At 61.9% G+C, this 18,259-nt stretch carries 12 protein-coding genes; 3 read left to right on the top strand and 9 right to left on the bottom strand.

The genetic code is table 11. The features are described 5' to 3' along the window. The first annotated feature begins 272 nt into the window (after nucleotides 1-272). From DEJ54_RS03270 to DEJ54_RS03280, 3 genes are all read left to right on the top strand, one after another. Nucleotides 273-1,412 carry an efflux RND transporter periplasmic adaptor subunit gene (locus tag DEJ54_RS03270; protein ID WP_113153301.1) on the top strand — a complete coding sequence of 380 codons (1,140 nt, stop codon included), beginning with the start codon at nucleotides 273-275 and terminating at the stop codon, nucleotides 1,410-1,412. Between the two features lie 115 nt (nucleotides 1,413-1,527). Next, nucleotides 1,528-4,689, top strand: coding sequence for an efflux RND transporter permease subunit (locus DEJ54_RS03275; RefSeq protein WP_113153302.1), 3,162 nt, complete (start codon nucleotides 1,528-1,530; stop codon nucleotides 4,687-4,689). Between the two features lie 133 nt (nucleotides 4,690-4,822). Then, complete coding sequence (locus DEJ54_RS03280; RefSeq protein ID WP_113153303.1) at nucleotides 4,823-4,981, top strand: DUF3309 family protein; 159 nt, start codon at nucleotides 4,823-4,825, stop codon at nucleotides 4,979-4,981. An 11-nt stretch (nucleotides 4,982-4,992) separates the two neighbouring features. On the opposite strand, the gene DEJ54_RS03285 is transcribed toward DEJ54_RS03280, so the two are convergent. The 9 genes from DEJ54_RS03285 to DEJ54_RS03325 form a co-directional block, all read right to left on the bottom strand. After that, nucleotides 4,993-6,159, bottom strand: a complete 1,167-nt coding sequence (locus DEJ54_RS03285) for an MFS transporter (RefSeq protein ID WP_113153304.1) — start codon at nucleotides 6,157-6,159, stop codon at nucleotides 4,993-4,995. 126 nt (nucleotides 6,160-6,285) lie between these two features. Continuing rightward, complete coding sequence (pyc, locus tag DEJ54_RS03290; RefSeq protein WP_113153305.1) at nucleotides 6,286-9,753, bottom strand: pyruvate carboxylase; 3,468 nt, start codon at nucleotides 9,751-9,753, stop codon at nucleotides 6,286-6,288. A gap of 262 nt (nucleotides 9,754-10,015) precedes the next feature. After that, nucleotides 10,016-11,116, bottom strand: coding sequence for a branched-chain amino acid ABC transporter substrate-binding protein (locus DEJ54_RS03295; protein WP_113153306.1), 1,101 nt, complete (start codon nucleotides 11,114-11,116; stop codon nucleotides 10,016-10,018). Between the two features lie 160 nt (nucleotides 11,117-11,276). Beyond that, nucleotides 11,277-11,630, bottom strand: a complete 354-nt coding sequence (locus DEJ54_RS03300; RefSeq protein WP_113153307.1) for a DUF6867 family protein — start codon at nucleotides 11,628-11,630, stop codon at nucleotides 11,277-11,279. Next, entirely contained in the window at nucleotides 11,630-12,364 is a 735-nt protein-coding gene (locus DEJ54_RS03305; protein ID WP_113153308.1) for an ABC transporter ATP-binding protein, read from the bottom strand. Before DEJ54_RS03305 ends, DEJ54_RS03300 begins: the two co-directional genes overlap by 1 nt. Further along, nucleotides 12,361-13,956 (bottom strand): ABC transporter ATP-binding protein, encoded by a 1,596-nt coding sequence (locus DEJ54_RS03310; RefSeq protein WP_113153309.1) that lies wholly within the window; start codon nucleotides 13,954-13,956, stop codon nucleotides 12,361-12,363. The genes DEJ54_RS03305 and DEJ54_RS03310 overlap by 4 nt, the downstream gene beginning before the upstream one ends. Continuing rightward, a complete protein-coding gene (gene livM, locus DEJ54_RS03315) occupies nucleotides 13,956-15,347 on the bottom strand; it encodes a high-affinity branched-chain amino acid ABC transporter permease LivM (protein WP_113153310.1) in 1,392 nt (463 codons plus the stop codon). Before livM ends, DEJ54_RS03310 begins: the two co-directional genes overlap by 1 nt. Continuing rightward, nucleotides 15,347-16,270: a branched-chain amino acid ABC transporter permease LivH gene (locus DEJ54_RS03320; protein WP_113153311.1), complete on the bottom strand. Its 924-nt coding sequence runs from the start codon at nucleotides 16,268-16,270 to the stop codon at nucleotides 15,347-15,349. Before DEJ54_RS03320 ends, livM begins: the two co-directional genes overlap by 1 nt. A 371-nt stretch (nucleotides 16,271-16,641) precedes the next feature. After that, complete coding sequence (locus tag DEJ54_RS03325) at nucleotides 16,642-18,138, bottom strand: CoA-acylating methylmalonate-semialdehyde dehydrogenase (RefSeq protein WP_113153312.1); 1,497 nt, start codon at nucleotides 18,136-18,138, stop codon at nucleotides 16,642-16,644. Nucleotides 18,139-18,259: the final 121 nt, after the last annotated feature.

The following is an 18,259-nucleotide window of genomic DNA, read 5'->3' on the forward strand; positions in this document are numbered from 1 at the left end:
CTGTTGACATAATTACGAATTTTGTCAACATGTCCCAATTGGTGCGCACCCAGCTCGCCAGAGCTGTCGTGCGCGCGTGCTTTTCGGCTCCAGACCGACGTTCGTTGATGTCAGGAGCAATAGCCGTTTGGCTTTTGTAAAGCCCGTGCGTGCGATATAGGAGCGTGCTTTTGCCGCAAGGAACTGCCTTTGTGAATTGACCTCTGCGCGGATCGTCTCACTATCGCGCCAGTCCTTCATCGACGGGCCGGCTTACCGCATCGGAAAACAACATGCCGAAGTTCAGGTTGCATAAGATTGCCGCGATTGCCGTTCTGGTCGCGACGACAGCATGGGTCGCCACAGGCAAATTCTCGTCGGTCGGCAGCGCAAGCGAAGAAGCACAGACGGTTGCCGAGAGGCCCGAAAACAAACCGGCGGAAGCCCAGGTCGTGATCGTTGCGTCCGCACCGCAGGTCGATCATTCGCGCACCATCCGCATTTCGGGACGGACTGCGGCGGACAAGCGTTCCGAGCTTGCCCTGAGGGCAAGCGGCATTGTTGCCGAACTGCCGGTTTCCAAGGGTGACCTGCTTTCCACCGGCGACCTGATCCTGCGGCTTGAGACCGAAGGCAAGGAATCGGCGGTTGAGTCAGCGCGCCAGGTTCTGGCGCAGCGCGAGGCTGAAGCCGAAGCCGCAGACCGGCTCGCCAAATCCGGCAATCTGGCCCGCCTTCAGCTTGATGGCGCACGCTCTGCTCTGGCCACGGCGCGCTCGCAGCTTGAAGCGGCAGAAGCCGACCTTGCCCGTATCACCGTAAGCGCCCCCTTTGCCGGCATCATCGACAGGGTCGATGTGGAGCTCGGCGCATCGGTTCAGCAGGGGCAGGAGATTGCAACGCTGATCAAGCTCGATCCGGTGATCGCGGTCGGCGAGGTGAGCGAAAACAATCTGGGTTCGGTGGACGTGGGCGATGCAGCCGATGTGCGGCTGGTCAACGGCTCCACGGTCAAGGGAACGGTTCGTTTTGTCAGCCGCGAGGCATCGCAGCAGACCCGCACCTTCCGCGTGGAAGTGGCGATCCCGAACCCCGACAGGAAAATTCCCGCCGGCATGACGGCCGAGATCAGCATTCACGCCGAGCCGGTGCAGGCTGTTGCGCTGCCGCGTTCGGTGGTGACACTGAACCGGCATGGGGAGCTGGGCGTGCGCGCCGTCGATGGGGACAGCAAGGTCATCTTCTATCCCATCGACCTGCTGGACGACACGCCGCGCGCGCTCTTCCTCGCCGGCATTCCCGCCGACGCCAACATCATCGTGTCCGGACAGGATCTGGTGACGGAAGGCGATGTCGTGAATCCCGAGCCGGCGGACAAGAAGCTTATCGAGCAATGGGCGGACGTCCTCGCTTCCGAGATGACCGGCCGTTAGGGCAGCCCCGATGGCGGAGGCAATCTCCGCCCGAGACTGCAGGAACAACAAGACCGGGTGCACCCACGCCGCAGATTGATGGCTGCGCTCCGACGGGACAAGACAGGACTGCCCGATGGACATCGTCCGCATTGCAATACAAAACGCCAGGCTGACTTTATCGATCCTGCTTTTCTTCGTGATCGCCGGCGCGCTTGCCTATGTCAGCATCCCGAAGGAAGCCGAGCCTGACGTTCCGATACCGATCATCTATGTGAGCCTCGGCTATCAGGGCATTTCGCCGGAGGATTCCGAGCGCCTGCTGCTGCGCCCCATCGAAACGCGGCTGAAAAGCCTTGAAGGCGTGAAGGAGATGCGCTCCTCCGCCTTCCAGAGCGGCGGCTTCGTGCTGGTCGAGTTTCAGGCGGGCTACGACTTCTCCAACGCCATCGAGGACGTGCGGGCCAAGGTTGCCGATGCGCGGCGCGAGCTGCCGCAGGGCGCTGACGAACCGTCCGTCCACGAGGTCAACATTTCGGAATTCCCGATCCTCGTCGTGACGCTGGCCGGCAATGTGCCGGAGCGCGTTCTTTCTACGGCCGCCCGCGAACTGCGTGACCAGATCGAGGAAATTCCAGGCGTTCTGGAAGGCACGCTGCAGGGCTCGCGCGACGAGCTGGTGGAGGTGCTCATCGATCCGATGAAGCTCTCTTCCTACAATCTTCAGCTCGACCAGATGATCGCCGGTGTCGGCGCGTCCAACAGCCTTGTTGCCGCCGGTTCGCTGGAAGGTCAGGCCGGGCGCTACGCCGTGAAAGTGCCTTCGCTGATCGAAACGGTGGAAGACGTGGCCAATCTGCCCATCGTCTCCAGCCCCGACGCGGTGGTGCGCGCACGCGATCTGGCGGACATTCGCTCCACCTTCAAGGATGCGAGCACCATCACCCGTCTCAACGGCCAGAACGCCATCGCCATCGAGGTCAAGAAGCGCGTCGGCGCAAATCTGGTGGAGACCGTGGACGCGGTGAAAGCCATCGCCACGACGTTCCAGGAAGGCAGCGACGCCAACATCACCGTGTCTTACAGCCAGGACAAATCGGTGATGATCCGCGACATGCTGAAAGACCTGCAGAACCACGTGCTGATCGCCGTGATCCTGGTCTTCATCGTCGTTCTCTACACGCTGTCGGGGCGGGCCTCGCTGCTGATTGGCCTCGCCGTTCCCGCGTCCTTCCTGATGGGCATCTACGCGCTTTCTCTTGGCGGTTTCACCGTCAACATGGTGGTGCTGTTCAGCCTCATTCTGGCCGTGGGCATGCTGGTGGACGACGCCATCATCGTGACCGAATTCGCAGAGCGGCGCATGTCGGAAGGCATGGACAAGGCGCAGGCCTTCGAGCTGGCCGCCAAGCGCATGGCCGGCCCGGTGATCGCCGCCACCATGACCCGCATCGCCGCCTTCTCGCCGCTTCTGTTCTGGCCGGGCATTGTCGGCGAGTTCATGAAATATCTGCCGATCACGCTGATCGTGACGCTGAGCGCTTCGATGATCTACGCGCTGATCTTCACGCCCACGCTCGGCGCGCTCTTCGCCAAGGCGCATGTCGAGGAAGAGGAGAAGCCGGACGGCTGGTATATGGGTCTCGTCAAGCAGGCGGTGCGCTTTCCCAAAACCGTTCTGCTTCTGACCATCGCGCTGCTTGGCGGCATCATTCACTTCTATGGCGAATACGGTGCGGGCATTGAATTCTTCCCCTCCGTCGAACCCGAATACGGCCTGATGTATATCCATGCGCGGGGCAACATTTCGCTGGAGGAAATGGACCGCCTGACAAGGCCGGCTGAAGAAAAACTGCTCAACTGGCCCGGCATCGAATCCGTCTACACGCGCGTCGGCAAGACACAGGGTGGCGGGCAGGATATCGACGAGGATGTCATCAGCGTCATCCAGTACGAGTTCATCGACTGGCGCGAGCGTGCACCGGCAAGCGAGATTCTCGATGATCTGCGCAAGGAGCTTGCCGGCACGCCGGGCGTCGAGATCGAGGTTCGCGTGCCCGATGCCGGTCCGCCCACCGGTCAGCCGATCCAGATCCGCCTGTCGGCTGCCGATCCGGCGCCCCTGAACGATCAGGCTGCGGAAATCGCGCAGGCCATCGCAAAGGTGCCGGGTGTGATCGACATTTCCGACGGCCTGCCCCCGCCCGGCATCGACTGGGCGATCAAGGTGGACCGGGCAAAGGCCGCGCAATATGGCATCAGCCCCGTCTCGGTGGGCACGGTCGTGCAGCTCGTGACCAATGGTCTGAAGCTTTCGGAATACCGCCCTGCCGGCGTCGATGACGCGGTCGACATTCGCCTGCGGCTGCCGGAAGACCGGCGCACGCTTTCGACGCTCGACCAGCTGCGCGTGCAGACGGCGCAGGGGCCGGTGCCGATTTCCAACTTCGTGACCCGCGAGCCGGAGCGCGCCACCGGCACGCTCAACCGCATCGACGGCCAGCGCACCATCGTGATCAGCGCCAATGTGGCGAGCGGCTATCAGGTCGCTGCCGTGCAGGCGGAGGTGATCAACGCCCTGAGCGACATGGATCTGGGCGAGAGCCGCTGGAAGCTTGCCGGTTCGAACGAAGAAAGCGAAGAGGCAAGCGCCTTCCTCATGAAGGCATTCGGCGCGGCGATCTTCCTGATCTTCGTGGTGCTGCTCGCCCAGTTCAACAAGTTCACCAGTGTTTTCCTGGTGTTGATGACCGTGGTGATGGCGACCATCGGCGTGTTCCTTGGCCTGCTCATCACCGGGCAGCCATTCGGCATCGTCATGTCGGGCATCGGCGTCATCGCGCTGGCCGGCGTCGTGGTGAACAACAACATCGTTCTGATCGACACCTATGACCGGTTGCGGCGCGAAGGCTGGAAGAAGCAGGAAGCCATCCTGCAGACCTGCCGCGAGCGTGCGCGCCCGGTGATGCTGACAGCAATCTCCGCCGTTCTGGGCGTTCTGCCCATCGCCTTCGGGCTTGGGCTTGAGCTGTTCCATCAGGAGGTGACCATCGGCGCGCCCTCGACGCAGTGGTGGGTCTCGCTGTCGAGCGCGATTGTCTTCGGCCTGACCTTTGCAACGGCGCTCACGCTGATCGTCACGCCCTCGGCGCTGATGGTGTTCACGCGCGAAACGCTGCCTGCAGGGCACGAGCGCCGGGGCCTTTTTGCACGTCTCTTCCGCCGCCGGAAGAACGAGGAACACGACCCCGCAAACACCGATATGCCCGGAGAGACATTTACGAAAGCCGCCGAATAGGCAGCATTCAGGGCAGACAGACAGACGGGCCGCCATGCACTGAACCGCATGGCGGCCCGTTTGCATTTTCAGGGAACCAGCACGCGCCAAATGCGTTGAATTGCACGGTTTTCAAGAATGCGAGGAGAACATCATGTCGCTTGGGACAATCCTCATTGTCATCCTGATTCTGATCCTGCTGGGGGCCATCCCGGCCTGGCCCTATTCACGCGGCTGGGGTTATGGCCCATCCGGCATACTCGGCCTTCTCCTCGTGGTCGTGCTCATCCTGATGTTGATGGGCAGTATCTAGGGTCAGGATTTTCAGGTGTGCGCCGCGATGGTGTCTGCCGAGCGAACGAGCCCCGCCATGGAAAGGACAAGGGCGAGCAGAACCGAAAAGGCAAGGAAGATGGGGGCAAAGCCGGTGCGCTCGGCGATGAAGCCGACCAGCGATGGCGCAACCAGCATGCCCGAATAGCCGATCGTGGTGGCCACGCTCATGCCAGCACCGGGCGAAAGGCCCGGCTGATTGCCGGCGGCGGAAAAGACAATCGGCACCATGTTGGCGATGCCCATGCCGCTCAGCGCGAAGGCGATGATGGCGAGAGACGGCGTGGGCGCAAGCCCCGCCCCCAGCATGCCGATGGTCGCCACGATGCCCGAATAACGCAGCGTGCGCACTGCACCGAAACGGTTGCGCAGCCGGTCGCCGGCAAAGCGCATCACCGCCATGGTTCCCGAAAAAGCCGTGAAGGCGAGGCTTGCCTCGGCAATGCCGGCGCCCATTTCCTGCCGCAGATAGAGGGCCGCCCAGTCGAGCACCGCGCCTTCCGGCAGCATGCAGGTGAGCGCCACCAGGCCCGTCACATAGACCATCGGGTTGCGCGGGAACCCTGCCCGCGCGCCACCGGCCTGCCCTGCCACCGGGCGCGCCTCGACGATCAGAAACGGCAGCATGGCGAGCGCGATCACGAAGGCGAACGCCACGACCATGCCCGCATGCGCCATGTAGCCAAAGCGCTCCAGAAGCACGCCGCCGAGCCCTGCGCCGACGAAGCCGCCAAGGCTCCAGAACCCATGCGAAGACGACATGACCGCGCGACCAAGCGAGCGCTCCACCGCCACGGCATTGGCGTTCATGGAGATGTCCATCGCCCCCAGAAACGCGCCAAAGAACAAAAGGGCCGCCACCATCTGCCAGATCTGCGTGGCAGCCACGAGGCCCGCAAAGGAAAGCGCGCAGACGACGGCGGCAACGCGCAGCACCCGGCGCGAGCCAAGGCGGCCGATCAGATAGCCGCACAGGGGCATGACCGACACCGCGCCACAGCCGAAAACGAGGATCAAAAGGCCAAGCGCCGTTTCACTCAGCTCGAAGCGGGAGGCGACAACGGGGATCTGCGGCGCCCAGCTGCCGACCATGAACCCATTGACGAAGAAGCAGGCCGCCACGGCCCAGCGCCCGAGGGACGCATTCTGGAAAGACATAACGGGCTCCAAAAGGAAACGGCGCGACAGGAATGAATGCCCTGACCGCGCCGCAGTTAAATCGGTTTAAGAGAGCCCGTCAATCCTCAGGCCCCGTCATACCATTGGCTCAGTCAATCCATTGGCTCAGTCGCCATCGCCAAACACGACGAGAAGATCCTTCGCGTCGATCTGGTCGCCCGCCTTGACCAGAACTTCGGCAATCGTGCCATCGCGTTCCGCGTGCAGGGCCGTCTCCATCTTCATGGCCTCGATGGACAGGATCACATCGCCGGACTTCACGGTCTGGCCGGGGCTGACCGCAAGCGTGGAAACGACACCCGGCATGGGAGCGCCCATATGCGCCTCGTTTCCGGCCTCGGCCTTGCGCCGGGCGGCGGCAGCGGATGCGCCATGCGCACGGTCCGGCACCTTGACGCGGCGTGGCTGGCCGTTGAGTTCGAAGAACACTGTGACCATGCCCTTCTCGTCCACGTCGCCCACCGCAAGACAGCGGATGACCAGCGTTTTGCCGCGCTCGATATCGACGAAGATCTCGTCTTCCGGCTGCATGCCGTAGAAATAGACCGGCGTGGGCAGAACGCTCACCGGACCGTAATCCTCTGCGGCCGCCGCAAAGTCCGTGAAGACCTTGGGATACATGAGCCAGGAAGAGAATTCGAACTCGTTGACCTTGCGGCCGAGCTTCTCTTCGAGCGCCCTGCGATCCTGCTCCAGATCGGCCGGTTCCAGCAGAGAGCCCGGACGAACGGTGATCGGCTCGCTGTTCTTCAGCACCTTTTTCTGCAACGCCCGGGGCCAGCCCGCCGGCGGCTGACCGAGATCGCCATGCAGCATGGAGACGACCGAATCCGGGAAGGCGATATCCTTGTCCGGGTTCTGGACATCAGCGACCGTCAGATCCTGCGAGACCATCATCAGCGCCATGTCGCCCACCACCTTGGACGATGGCGTCACCTTCACGATGTCACCGAACATCATGTTGACGTCGTGATAGGCGCGGGCGACTTCGTGCCAGCGGGTCTCAAGGCCGAGCGACCGGGCCTGCTCCTTCAGATTGGTGAACTGGCCACCCGGCATTTCGTGCAGATAGACCTCCGAAGCCGGCCCCTTGAGATCGCTCTCAAAGGCGGCGTACTGGTTGCGCACGGCCTCCCAGTAGAAGGAGATGCGGCGCACCCATTCGCGGTCGAGCCCGGTGTCGCGGGCGTCACCCTTGAGCGCCTCGACGATGGAGCCAAGGCAGGGCTGCGAGGTGTTGCCGGACAAGGCGTCCATGGCCGCATCGACGGCATCGACACCGCTTTCCACCGCGGCAAGGACGGTGGCGGCGGAAATGCCCGACGTGTCATGCGTGTGGAAGTGCAGCGGCAGATCCGTCGCCTCGCGCAGCGCCTTGAACAGAACGCGCGCCGCGCCCGGTTTCAGGAGGCCGGCCATGTCCTTGATGGCGATGATGTTCGCGCCGGCAGCCTCAAGCTCGCCTGCAAGACCCACATAATATTTGAGGTCATACTTGGCGCGGTCGGGATCCAGCAGATCGCCCGTATAGCAGATCGTGGCCTCACACAGCTTGCCTTCGGAACGCACGGCATCCATCGCCACGCGCATGTTTTCGACCCAGTTGAGGCAGTCGAACACGCGGAAGAGATCGATGCCGCCTTCCGCCGCCTGTTTGACGAAATGCTGCACCACATTGTCGGGATAGTTGGTGTAGCCAACACCGTTCGCCCCGCGCAGGAGCATCTGTAAGAGCAGGTTCGGCGCGCCCTCGCGAATGCGCGACAGACGCTCCCACGGGTCTTCCGTCAGGAAGCGCATGGAGACATCGAAAGTCGCCCCGCCCCAGCACTCCAACGACAGAAGCTCGGGCAGCGCACGCGCATAGACGCCTGCGATCCGCGCCATGTCGAAGGTGCGCATGCGTGTGGCGAGCAGCGACTGGTGCGCATCGCGCATGGTGGTGTCGGTGACAAGCACCCGCTCCTGTTCGCGCATCCACTTTGCAAAGCCATCCGGCCCCAGCCGGTCGAATGCCTGCCTGGAGCCGTCCGGCACGGGCTGGTCGACATAGGGAACGCTGGGCGCCGCAGCCTCCGCATTGGGCAATGCGCGGCCCCGCGCCTCGGGGTGACCGTTGACGGTGACATCGGCCAGATAGTTCAGGAGCTTTGTCGCGCGGTCCTGCCGCTTCATCTGGGTGAAGAGCTCGGGCGTCTCGTCGATGAAGCGGGTCGTGTAGGAAGCGTCACGGAATTTCGGGTGGCTGATGATCGCTTCAAGAAAGGTGAGGTTCGTGGCCACGCCACGGATGCGGAACTCACGTAACGCACGGTCCATGCGCGCAATCGCTTCTTCCGGCGTAGGGGCCCAGGCAGTGACCTTTTCAAGAAGCGGATCGTAGAACCGGGTGATGACCGCGCCCGAATAAGCGGTGCCGCCATCGAGCCGGATGCCGAAGCCGGTCGCGCCGCGATAGGCGGTGATGCGGCCGTAATCGGGGATGAAGTTCTGCTCCGGGTCTTCGGTGGTGATGCGGCACTGCAGGGCGTCGCCATTGAGGCGGATATCGGCCTGCGCCGGCACGCCTGACGCCTTGTCGCCGATCTTCTTGCCTTCGAGGATGTGGATCTGCGCCTTGACGATATCAACGCCGGTCACCTCCTCGGTGACCGTGTGCTCGACCTGAATGCGCGGATTGACCTCAATGAAGTAGAAGGCGCCGGTGTCGGCATCCATGAGGAACTCGACAGTGCCCGCGCCGATATAGTCGGTCGCCTCGGCGATCTTCAGCGCGTAACCGCACAACTCGGCGCGCTTCTCATCGTTCAGATAGGGAGCGGGAGCGCGCTCGACGACCTTCTGGTTGCGGCGCTGAATGGAGCAGTCACGCTCGAACAGGTGCACGGCGTTGCCGTGGGTGTCGCCCAGAACCTGCACTTCCACATGGCGCGCGCGCTCGACCAGCTTTTCGAGATAGACCTCGTCCTTGCCGAAGGCGGCGCGGGCCTCGCGCTTTGCCTCGGTGACCTCGTTTTCGAGATCGTCGCGGCTGCGGATGACGCGCATGCCGCGCCCGCCACCGCCCCAGGATGCCTTGAGCATGACCGGGAAGCCGACCTCTTCAGCCATCCCGGCAACTTTGGCCATGTCATCCGGCAGGGGCTCGGTGGCTGGCACAACCGGCACGCCGACCTCGATGGCCAGATTGCGCGCGGCAACCTTGTTGCCCAGACGGCGCATGGTCTCGGGCTTCGGGCCGATGAAGGTGATGCCGTTTTCCGCACAGGCATCGGCGAATTCGGGACTTTCCGACAGAAGGCCATAGCCCGGGTGGATTGCGTCTGCGCCGGACAGTTTGGCGACGCGGATCACCTCATCGATGGAAAGATAGCTCTCGATGGGACCGAGATCGCGCTCCAGATGCGGGCCGCGCCCGACCTGATAGGATTCATCCGCCTTGAACCGGTGCAGTGAATATTTGTCCTCTTCGGCCCAGATGGCCACCGTTCGGATGTCGAGTTCATTGGCTGCGCGAAAGACGCGGATGGCGATTTCAGAACGGTTTGCGACGAGGATCTTCTTAATCTGCACTGGCAACGGCTCCAGGGTGGGGAGAGGGAGTGCGGGATTGCCTGACGCGAGCCTCCCCTCCCGCGCCAAAAAGACGCGGTATGATTAGCGTGGACAATGCTGCAGTGCAAACTTTCTTGACGTTGGGAGAGCTGTGCAGGTGCGAAAGCACCATATGGCGCGTCTGATCCTGGCCAGCCACTGGCTTGTCTCATCACCCCTGAAACGAAAAACGGCCCGGCATTGCTGCCGGACCGCTCAAACCTCTCGTCAAGCCAGAAGCTTACTGCTCGAGGTAATCGTACTTGCCGCCCTTCCACTCGTAGAAGACGTAACCCGGCAGCGTGACATCGCCCTTGTCGTCGAAGGACAGGTCACCCAGAACGGTGGCGAAGTCGCCTTCGTTGAGTGCGGCCACAACCGGATCGTAATCGGTGGAACCGGCTGCCTCTACGGCTGCCTTCCATGCCTGGATCGCGGCATAGGTGTAGAGCGCGTAGCCTTCAGCCGTCTTGCCGGCGGCAAGCAGCTTGTCAACGACCGGCTTGGCGATCTCGTTCTTGCGCGGATCGGGCGAGAAGGTCATCAGCGTGCCCTCGCCGGCATCGCCGGTGATGGCCCAGTACTCGTCGGTGACGAGCGCGTCACCGGAAACGAGAACCGTGTCCATGCCCTGCTCGCGCATCTGGCGGGCCATGAGGCCGGCTTCCGTGTGGTAGCCGCCCACATAGAGAACGCCAACGCCTTCCTGCTTCAGCTTGGAGACGAGCGCCGTGTAGTCCTTTTCACCAGCGGTGTAGGCTTCGTACAGAGCCGGCTTGCCGCCTGCTGCCTCGTAGGCCGCCATGGTGGCGTCTGCGAGACCCTTGCCGTAAGCGGTCTTGTCGTGGACGAAGGCCACCTTCTTGTCGCCGAAGTTCTCTACGAGGAACTTGCCGGCAACATCGCCCTGCTGGTCATCGCGGCCGCAAACGCGGTAGACGCCCGGACCCGGACGGTTGTCGGTGAAGGCCGGGTTGGTGGAGGCCGGCGAAATCTGAATGATGCCTTCCTCGGCATAGACCGACGAAGCCGGGATCGAGGAACCCGAGCAGAAGTGGCCGGCCACGAAGGATACTCCGGAACCGGCGAACTGGTTGGCGACCGCGACAGCCTGCTTGGGATCGCAGGCGTCATCGCCCACTTCCAGCTTCAGCATTTCGCCATTGACGCCACCGGCCTCGTTGATGTCGGCCACCGCCTGCTCAGCGCCAGCCTTCATCTGCTCACCGAAGGAGGCGTACTGGCCCGTCATCGGGCCTGCAACGGCGATGGTGATGTCCGCCCATGCGGAACCCGTCATCATCAGGCTGAGTGCTGCGCCAGCCATAAGTGCCTTTTTCATGACTTCTCCCTTTAAAAAACACCAGAAGTTCCCTTGGCTTTCCGGAAATGGTGTTTGGCTTCCCGGTTTTGCCTATGCGGACCATTGTGCCCGCTTAAACGGCATGAAAACCCAATTCCAAAGAGAAATAAAGGCTTCATGCCGCTTAACCATGAATCCGTCAGCCGGAACGTTCCCAGCCGAGCGGTCCACTGCGCCGATACTGAAAACTATACTGTGTCGCCATCTGGCCAGCGCGGGTGATGCGCTTGCCGACGAAGGCGATGATCAGCAGAACGATCAGATCGACGATGTAATAGTGCAGCGACAGAAGCGTGCCGCTGAACAGAGCGAAATGGATGAAGCGCGTGGCTGCCGTCAGAAGCACGATGTAGAACGCCAGATGCGCATCGGCCTGCCAGGTGCGCGCCATGGCGCGTCCCGTCAGATAGGCGGCACTCCCTGCAAGAAGAACCGTGACAAAGAAGAACTCCCAGAAAGAGACTTCCCAGATCAGTCCGTTTGCGTTTTCCATCAGTGCCTCCCGCCTTCCAGATAAGCAGCGCGGACTTCTTCCTTCTTGAGAAGTTCTGCGCCCGTGCCGCTCATGGTCACATTGCCATTGACCATGACATAGCCGCGATGGGCGAGCTTCAGCGCGTGGAACGCGTTCTGCTCGACCAGGAAGACCGTGAGCCCTTCCTTTTCGTTCAGCTCGCGAATGGCGTCGAAGATCTGCTTCACGATCAACGGCGCAAGGCCAAGCGACGGCTCGTCCAGCAGCAGAAGCTTCGGCCGGCTCATCAGCGCGCGGGCAATGGCAAGCATCTGCTGCTCACCACCCGAGAGCGTGCCGCCACGCTGGCTGATACGCTCCTTCAAACGCGGAAACAGCTTGAAGACCTTGGCGAGATCCTCGTCGAAGAATTCGGGATCGACGAGTGCGGCCCCCATCTGCAGGTTTTCCATCACCGTCATGCGCGGAAAGATCCGGCGCCCTTCCGGCGATTGCGCGATGCCGAGGCTGACGATCTCGTGCGTCGGCATCTGGGTGATGTCGACGCCATCATAGACGATCTGGCCGTTGCGGGCGCGCGGGTCGCCGCAGATGGTCATCATCAGCGTCGATTTGCCGGCGCCATTGGCCCCGATCATTGTGACGATCTCACCGCGATGCACATCCATGTCGACGCCACGCAGCGCGACGATGTTGCCGTAATAGGTCTCGACGCCACGCACCGAGAGCAAGGGGTTCTTCTGCTCGCTCATGCCTTGCCTCCCTTGCCGGTGGTCTTCTTGCTGGCCGGTTTGGCGCCGCGTTTGCCAGGCACGCTGGAGGGCACAGCGCCCTTGTCAACGCGTTTGGAGAATTCGGTTTCGCCGCCCTTGGCGAGAACCCTGGCCTGCTTGACCCACTCCTCCCGTTCGATGCGACCGGGGAAGGCAAGATAGGAACCGACCCACTGCACCTCGGCTTTCTTCCACGCCGCGATCTGGTCGAAGTGCCAGACCCCGAGCGCGTTCAGCTTCTTCTCGCTGGCCGGTCCGATGCCCTTCACGCGGGTGAGGTTGTTGGCCCCGCCCTCGCGCGCCTTCCTGAGGCCGTGCGGCTGGCTGCCGGGGTAGTCTCCGGCATTGGCGATCTTCACCTCACTGGCAGCAGGAGCCGGCTTCGCAGCCTTGCTTTTCGCTGCCGCAGGCTTGGCCGCAGCGGATGCCCCGGATGAAGTTTTGGCGGATGAAGATTTTGCCGTTGAGGATTTTGCCGTGGCCGCCTTCGCGCCGGAAGCGCCCGCGGCAGAGGCTTTCTTTGTCGATCCAGCCTTTGAGGTCGCCTTCTTCGCCGCCGCCTTCTTTTTGGCTGCAGGCGCGGCTGCATCGCCCGCCTGCTCGTCCTTCGAGACCCTGGCGATATCCTCACGCACCTCCGGCATGTCGATCTCGTCCTCGTCATCGACGCCCAGATAGGCGGCAATGACCTTCGGATCGTTCTTCACGAACTCGGCCGGGCCATCGGAGATCTTCACACCGTAATCCAGCACGATGACATGGTCGGAGATTTCCATCACCACGCCCATGTCGTGCTCGATCAGGAGAACCGACACTTTGTGCTCGTCGCGAATGTATTTCAGCAGTTCGTTGAGTTCTGCCGATTCACGCGGGTTGAGGCCGGCTGCCGGCTCATCGAGACACAGGAGCTGCGGTCTCGTGCACATGGCGCGGGCGATTTCCAGACGGCGCTGCGCGCCATAGGGAAGATCAGCCGCCGGATCGTCTGCGCGATCCACGAGGTTCGTGTGCTCCAGCCAGTAGACCGCCTTGTCGATGGCCTCCTGCTGCGCGTGCTTGTAGCCGGGCAGCCCCAGAATGCCGCCGATCGAGAAACCGGACGCAACCATCAGCGGATTGTGCTGGGCGACGAGCAGGTTTTCCAGAACGGTCATGCCACCGAACAGGCGGATGTTCTGGAAGGTGCGCGCCACCTTGGCCTTGTGCGAGATCTCGTGATCGGGCATGCGCTCCAGAAGGTAGACCGCGCCGTTGCCGGTGGTCTTCCAGCGCTGGCCGCTATCGGTCAACGCATCCACGTCTTCCTGCTGGCGACCCGGACCGTGACGCATGACGATGCGCCCTTCCGTCGGCTTGTAGAAGCCGGTCACGCAGTTGAAGACCGTGGTCTTGCCCGCTCCGTTCGGGCCGATCAGGGCAGTGATGTCACCCCGGCCGACATTGAAGGAGAGGTCTCCGACGGCCACGAGGCCGCCGAAGCGCATGGTTAGATGTTCGACGCTGAGCACCGGGTCCTTGTCCCAGTTGGGCGTCGCCTGAGCGTTGTTGTTCATGTTCGTCGCCGCGTCCATCAGTGTCCCTCACCCTGAGCCACCATATCGGCGCCAATGCGTTTCTTTTCCTTCAGAGCCACGGACGGTTCGCGGGTCGATATGAGACCACGCGGCTTCCACACCATGATGAGAACCATGGCGAGACCGAAGATCAGCATACGATACTGAACCGGGTCGAAGCCCGAACCGAAGATCTGCTGGAGGAACCCGAGATTGCGCAGCAGTTCGATGCCGCCAATCATGACGATGGAGGCGATGACAACGCCGATCTGCGAGCCGAGACCGCCCAGAACCACGATGGCGAGGATGATCGCCGATTCCAGGAAGGTGAAGCTCTCCGGCGAAATGAAGCCCTGTCGCGTTGCGAAAAAGGACCCGGCGAAGCCACCGAACATGGCGCCGATGGAGAAAGCCGTCAGCTTCGTGTTGCGGGTGTTGATGCCCAGCGAACGGCAGGCGATTTCATCTTCACGCAACGCCTCCCAGGCGCGCCCGATGGGCAGCCTGCGCAGACGCATGGTCACGAAATTGGTGATCAGCGCGAGAACGAAGATGATGTAGTAGAGGAAGATGAAGCGCTGGATCGGATCGTAGGCGATGCCGAAGAAGTCGGCGAAGCCACCCTCGCCCCGCTTCAGTTCCAGACCGAAGAAGGTGGGTTTCGGAATGCCCGAAATGCCATCCGGCCCATTGGTGAACTCATACCAGTTCAACAGCACCACGCGGATGATCTCACCGAAGGCCAGCGTGACGATGGCCAGATAGTCGCCCCTGAGCCTGAGCACGGGGAAGCCGAGCACGATGCCCCAGCATGCGGCGAGAATGCCGGCAAGCGGCAGCGCGAACCAGAAGCCGATGTCGAGATACTGTGCGAGCAACGCGAAGGAATATGCGCCAACCGCGTAGAACGCGACGTAGCCGAGGTCGAGCAGACCCGCCAGCCCCACCACGATGTTCAACCCCCAGCCGAGCATGATGTAGGTCATGATCAGGATCGCCAGATCGATGAACTGACGGTCCTTGTTGGGGAAGAAGGTGATGAAGAAGAAGGGCAGGATCAGCGCGAAAGCGAAGAGCGCCCGCATCATCCATTTGCCGGCGCCGGCGAAGCGGCCATTGCCGGGCATGCTGGAAGCGAATTTCTGCGTGATCGGGCTGTTGGTCTTGAAGACGAACAGGTTGAGCAGAAGCCGACCGGCGAAGACGACGAGGATCGAGACGATCCACGCGCCCCAGCGCATCTTGAGATCAAGACCACCGGGCGCGATGTCGGTGCGCACGCCGATGAAGAAGAACCCGAGTACCGCGACCAGGAACCCGGCGGTGGCCGCATCCTTGACCGAGGCCGCGAAGGAATTCGGGTCGGCCGGCTGCGTGCCGACCGCCTTGTTGGAACCGTTCATCGCCATCAGACCTTCTCCACTTCTGGCTGGCCGAGAAGACCGGAGGGCAGGAAGATCAGCACGATTGCGAGGATCGAGAACGCCGCGACGTCCTTGTACTCGACCGAGAAGTAACCGGACCAGAACACCTCGATGAGGCCGATCAGGAGACCGCCCAGCATGGCGCCCGGCAGCGAGCCGATGCCGCCCAGAACGGCTGCGGTGAAGGCCTTAACCCCGGCGAGGAAGCCGATGTAGAAATCGATCACGCCGTAGAGGAGAAGGAACATCAGGCCGGCCACGGCGGCCAGCGCCGCGCCCATCACGAAGGTCAGCGAAATGGTGCGGTCGACATTGATGCCAAGCAGCGCGGCCATCTTGCGGTCCTGCTCGCAGGCGCGCTGCGCGCGGCCGAGCGAGGTGCGGGTGATGAGAAGCGTAAAGCCCGCCATCAGCACAATGGTCGTCAGAATGATGATGATCTGCATGTAGGAGAGCTGCACGGAAATGCTGTTCGCCCCTCCCTCCATCAGCGTGATGCCGCCCTGGATCTGCGGCGGAAGCGGCTTGACGCGCGCGCCCTGCGTGATCTGAACGAAATTCTGCAGCACGATCGACATGCCGATTGCCGTGATCAACGGCGCCAGGCGGAACGAGCCGCGCAGAGGCCGATAGGCAAGACGTTCAACCGTCCACCCCCAGGCGGATGTGAAGATCATCGCCACGATCAGCACAATGAGCAACACCACGGGCAGGAACACGAAGCCGAACACGGTCGTCAGGATCAGGAACATCGCCAGAGCGATGAACGCGCCGATCATGAAGACGTCGCCATGTGCGAAATTGATCATTCCGATGATGCCATAGACCATGGTGTAGCCAATGGCGATCAGCCCATAGATGGAACCCAGCGTCAGCCCGTTAATAAGCTGCTGGACAAAATACTCCATGAGATATGCAACTCCCCTGAAATGTCGCCAGTAAAGCGCATTTCTTATTGTTTCCCCTTAGGTAGTCGTAGTGGAACGACATTCGATTGCAATGTCAAAGTTCCCACGACCGGTTTCAGACCGAGGCCGGTTTTTCCAGCTCTTCTTGACGCGGGAAGCTAGCACTGGACCAATGCAATGTCATCGCATTGAACGGCGCGATTTTGAAAAAATCGGCGGATCGTCCCGGCATTTACCGTTACCGCGCATCATTATTGCAAGTTTGAGACAAAAATGACCGGATAAAATCGTCTGTTTCAAAATGCAAAAACACCCGCACCGGGAACCGATGCGGGTGTCTTCAAAATCGAGCGATAAACGCGAAAAACAGGCTAATTCATCGTCGGAATGACGAATTCTGCGCCTTCTTTGACGCCAGAGGGCCAACGCGAGGTGACCGTTTTCGTCTTCGTGTAGAAGCGGAATGCATCCGGTCCGTGCTGGTTCAAATCGCCGAATGCAGAGGCCTTCCATCCTCCGAAAGTATAATACGCAATCGGCACCGGAATGGGGACATTCACACCCACCATGCCGACATTGACGCGCGCGGCGAAGTCACGGGCGGCATCACCGTCGCGGGTGAAGATGGAAACACCGTTGCCGTATTCGTGATCGTTGGGCAGTGCGAGCGCTTCTTCATAAGTATTGGCGCGCACCACGGAGAGGACGGGACCGAAGATCTCTTCCTTGTAGATGCGCATGTCCTTCGTGACATTGTCGAAGAGGCAGCCGCCCATATAGTAGCCGTTTTCATAGCCCTGCATCTTGAAGTCGCGGCCGTCGACGACGAGCTTCGCACCTTCCTCGACGCCGAGATCAACATAGCCCTTCACGCGCTCCAGCGCCTGCTGGGTGACGAGCGGACCGAAGTCTGCGGCAGCGTCTGTCGACGGACCGACCTTCAGGCTTTCGACGCGCGGAATGAGCTTCTCGATCAGACGGTCGGCGGTTTCCTGGCCCACCGGAACAGCGACGGAAACCGCCATGCAGCGCTCACCGGCGGAACCATAGCCAGCGCCGATCAGCGCATCGACCGTCTGGTCCATGTCGGCATCGGGCATGATGATGAGATGGTTCTTCGCGCCGCCAAAGCACTGGGCGCGCTTGCCGTTGGCGGTGGCGCGGCCATAGATGTACTGGGCGATGGGCGTGGAGCCGACAAAGCCGACGGCCTTGATGTCCGGATCGTCGAGGATCGCATCGACGGCTTCCTTGTCGCCGTTGACGACATTGAGGATGCCTTCGGGCAGACCGGCCTCAAGGAAGAGCTCCGCAATGCGCATCGGCACACCCGGATCGCGCTCGGACGGCTTCAGGATGAAGGCGTTGCCGCAGGCGATGGCCGGAGCAATCTTCCAGAGCGGGATCATGGCCGGGAAGTTGAACGGCGTGATGCCGGCAACGACACCAAGCGGCTGACGCATGGAATAGACGTCGATGCCGGGGCCAGCGCCTTCGGTGTATTCGCCCTTCATCATGTGCGGCGCGCCGATGCAGACCTCGACCACTTCGAGGCCACGCTGGATATCGCCCTTGGCGTCCGGGATGGTCTTGCCATGCTCGCGGGCGAGCAGTTCTGCCAGCTCGTCATACTCGCGGTGGACCAGTTCGAGGAACTTCATCAGCACGCGCACGCGACGCTGCGGATTGGTGTTCGCCCATCCCGGCTGTGCCGCCTTCGCATTCTCGACAGCGGCGCGCACCTCGGCTGCGCTCGCAAGGGCGACCTTGCCACGCACCGAGCCATCCATGGGCTGCATGACGTCCTGGCTGCGCCCGCTCGTGCCGGCGACGCGCTTGCCGCCGATGAAATGACCGAAATCCTCCATGAGGCTTCTCCCTGGTTATGAAGTCGCCGGCATTGTCTTCACTCGACGGCTGTTTGGCAACGCGATGCAAACAGCAACCGTTGTGCAAAAATTAAAGTCGAAATAGGATATATCGTGCAGA

This window comes from Nitratireductor sp. OM-1 (assembly GCF_003296175.1).
GTDB lineage: Bacteria > Pseudomonadota > Alphaproteobacteria > Rhizobiales > Rhizobiaceae > Nitratireductor > Nitratireductor aquimarinus.

Excerpts from the sequence above, each read along its gene's own strand:
- DEJ54_RS03275 (WP_113153302.1), top strand. The coding sequence starts at position 1,528 with ATGGACATCGTCCGCATTGCAATACAAAACGCCAGGCTGACTTTATCG.
- DEJ54_RS03320 (WP_113153311.1), bottom strand. The coding sequence starts at position 16,270 with ATGGAGTATTTTGTCCAGCAGCTTATTAACGGGCTGACGCTGGGTTCC.
- DEJ54_RS03295 (WP_113153306.1), bottom strand. The coding sequence starts at position 11,116 with ATGAAAAAGGCACTTATGGCTGGCGCAGCACTCAGCCTGATGATGACG.
- DEJ54_RS03285 (WP_113153304.1), bottom strand. The coding sequence starts at position 6,159 with ATGTCTTTCCAGAATGCGTCCCTCGGGCGCTGGGCCGTGGCGGCCTGC.
- DEJ54_RS03325 (WP_113153312.1), bottom strand. The coding sequence starts at position 18,138 with ATGGAGGATTTCGGTCATTTCATCGGCGGCAAGCGCGTCGCCGGCACG.
- DEJ54_RS03310 (WP_113153309.1), bottom strand. The coding sequence starts at position 13,956 with ATGGACGCGGCGACGAACATGAACAACAACGCTCAGGCGACGCCCAAC.
- DEJ54_RS03280 (WP_113153303.1), top strand. The coding sequence starts at position 4,823 with ATGTCGCTTGGGACAATCCTCATTGTCATCCTGATTCTGATCCTGCTG.
- DEJ54_RS03300 (WP_113153307.1), bottom strand. The coding sequence starts at position 11,630 with ATGGAAAACGCAAACGGACTGATCTGGGAAGTCTCTTTCTGGGAGTTC.
- DEJ54_RS03270 (WP_113153301.1), top strand. The coding sequence starts at position 273 with ATGCCGAAGTTCAGGTTGCATAAGATTGCCGCGATTGCCGTTCTGGTC.
- livM (WP_113153310.1), bottom strand. The coding sequence starts at position 15,347 with ATGGCGATGAACGGTTCCAACAAGGCGGTCGGCACGCAGCCGGCCGAC.
- DEJ54_RS03305 (WP_113153308.1), bottom strand. The coding sequence starts at position 12,364 with ATGAGCGAGCAGAAGAACCCCTTGCTCTCGGTGCGTGGCGTCGAGACC.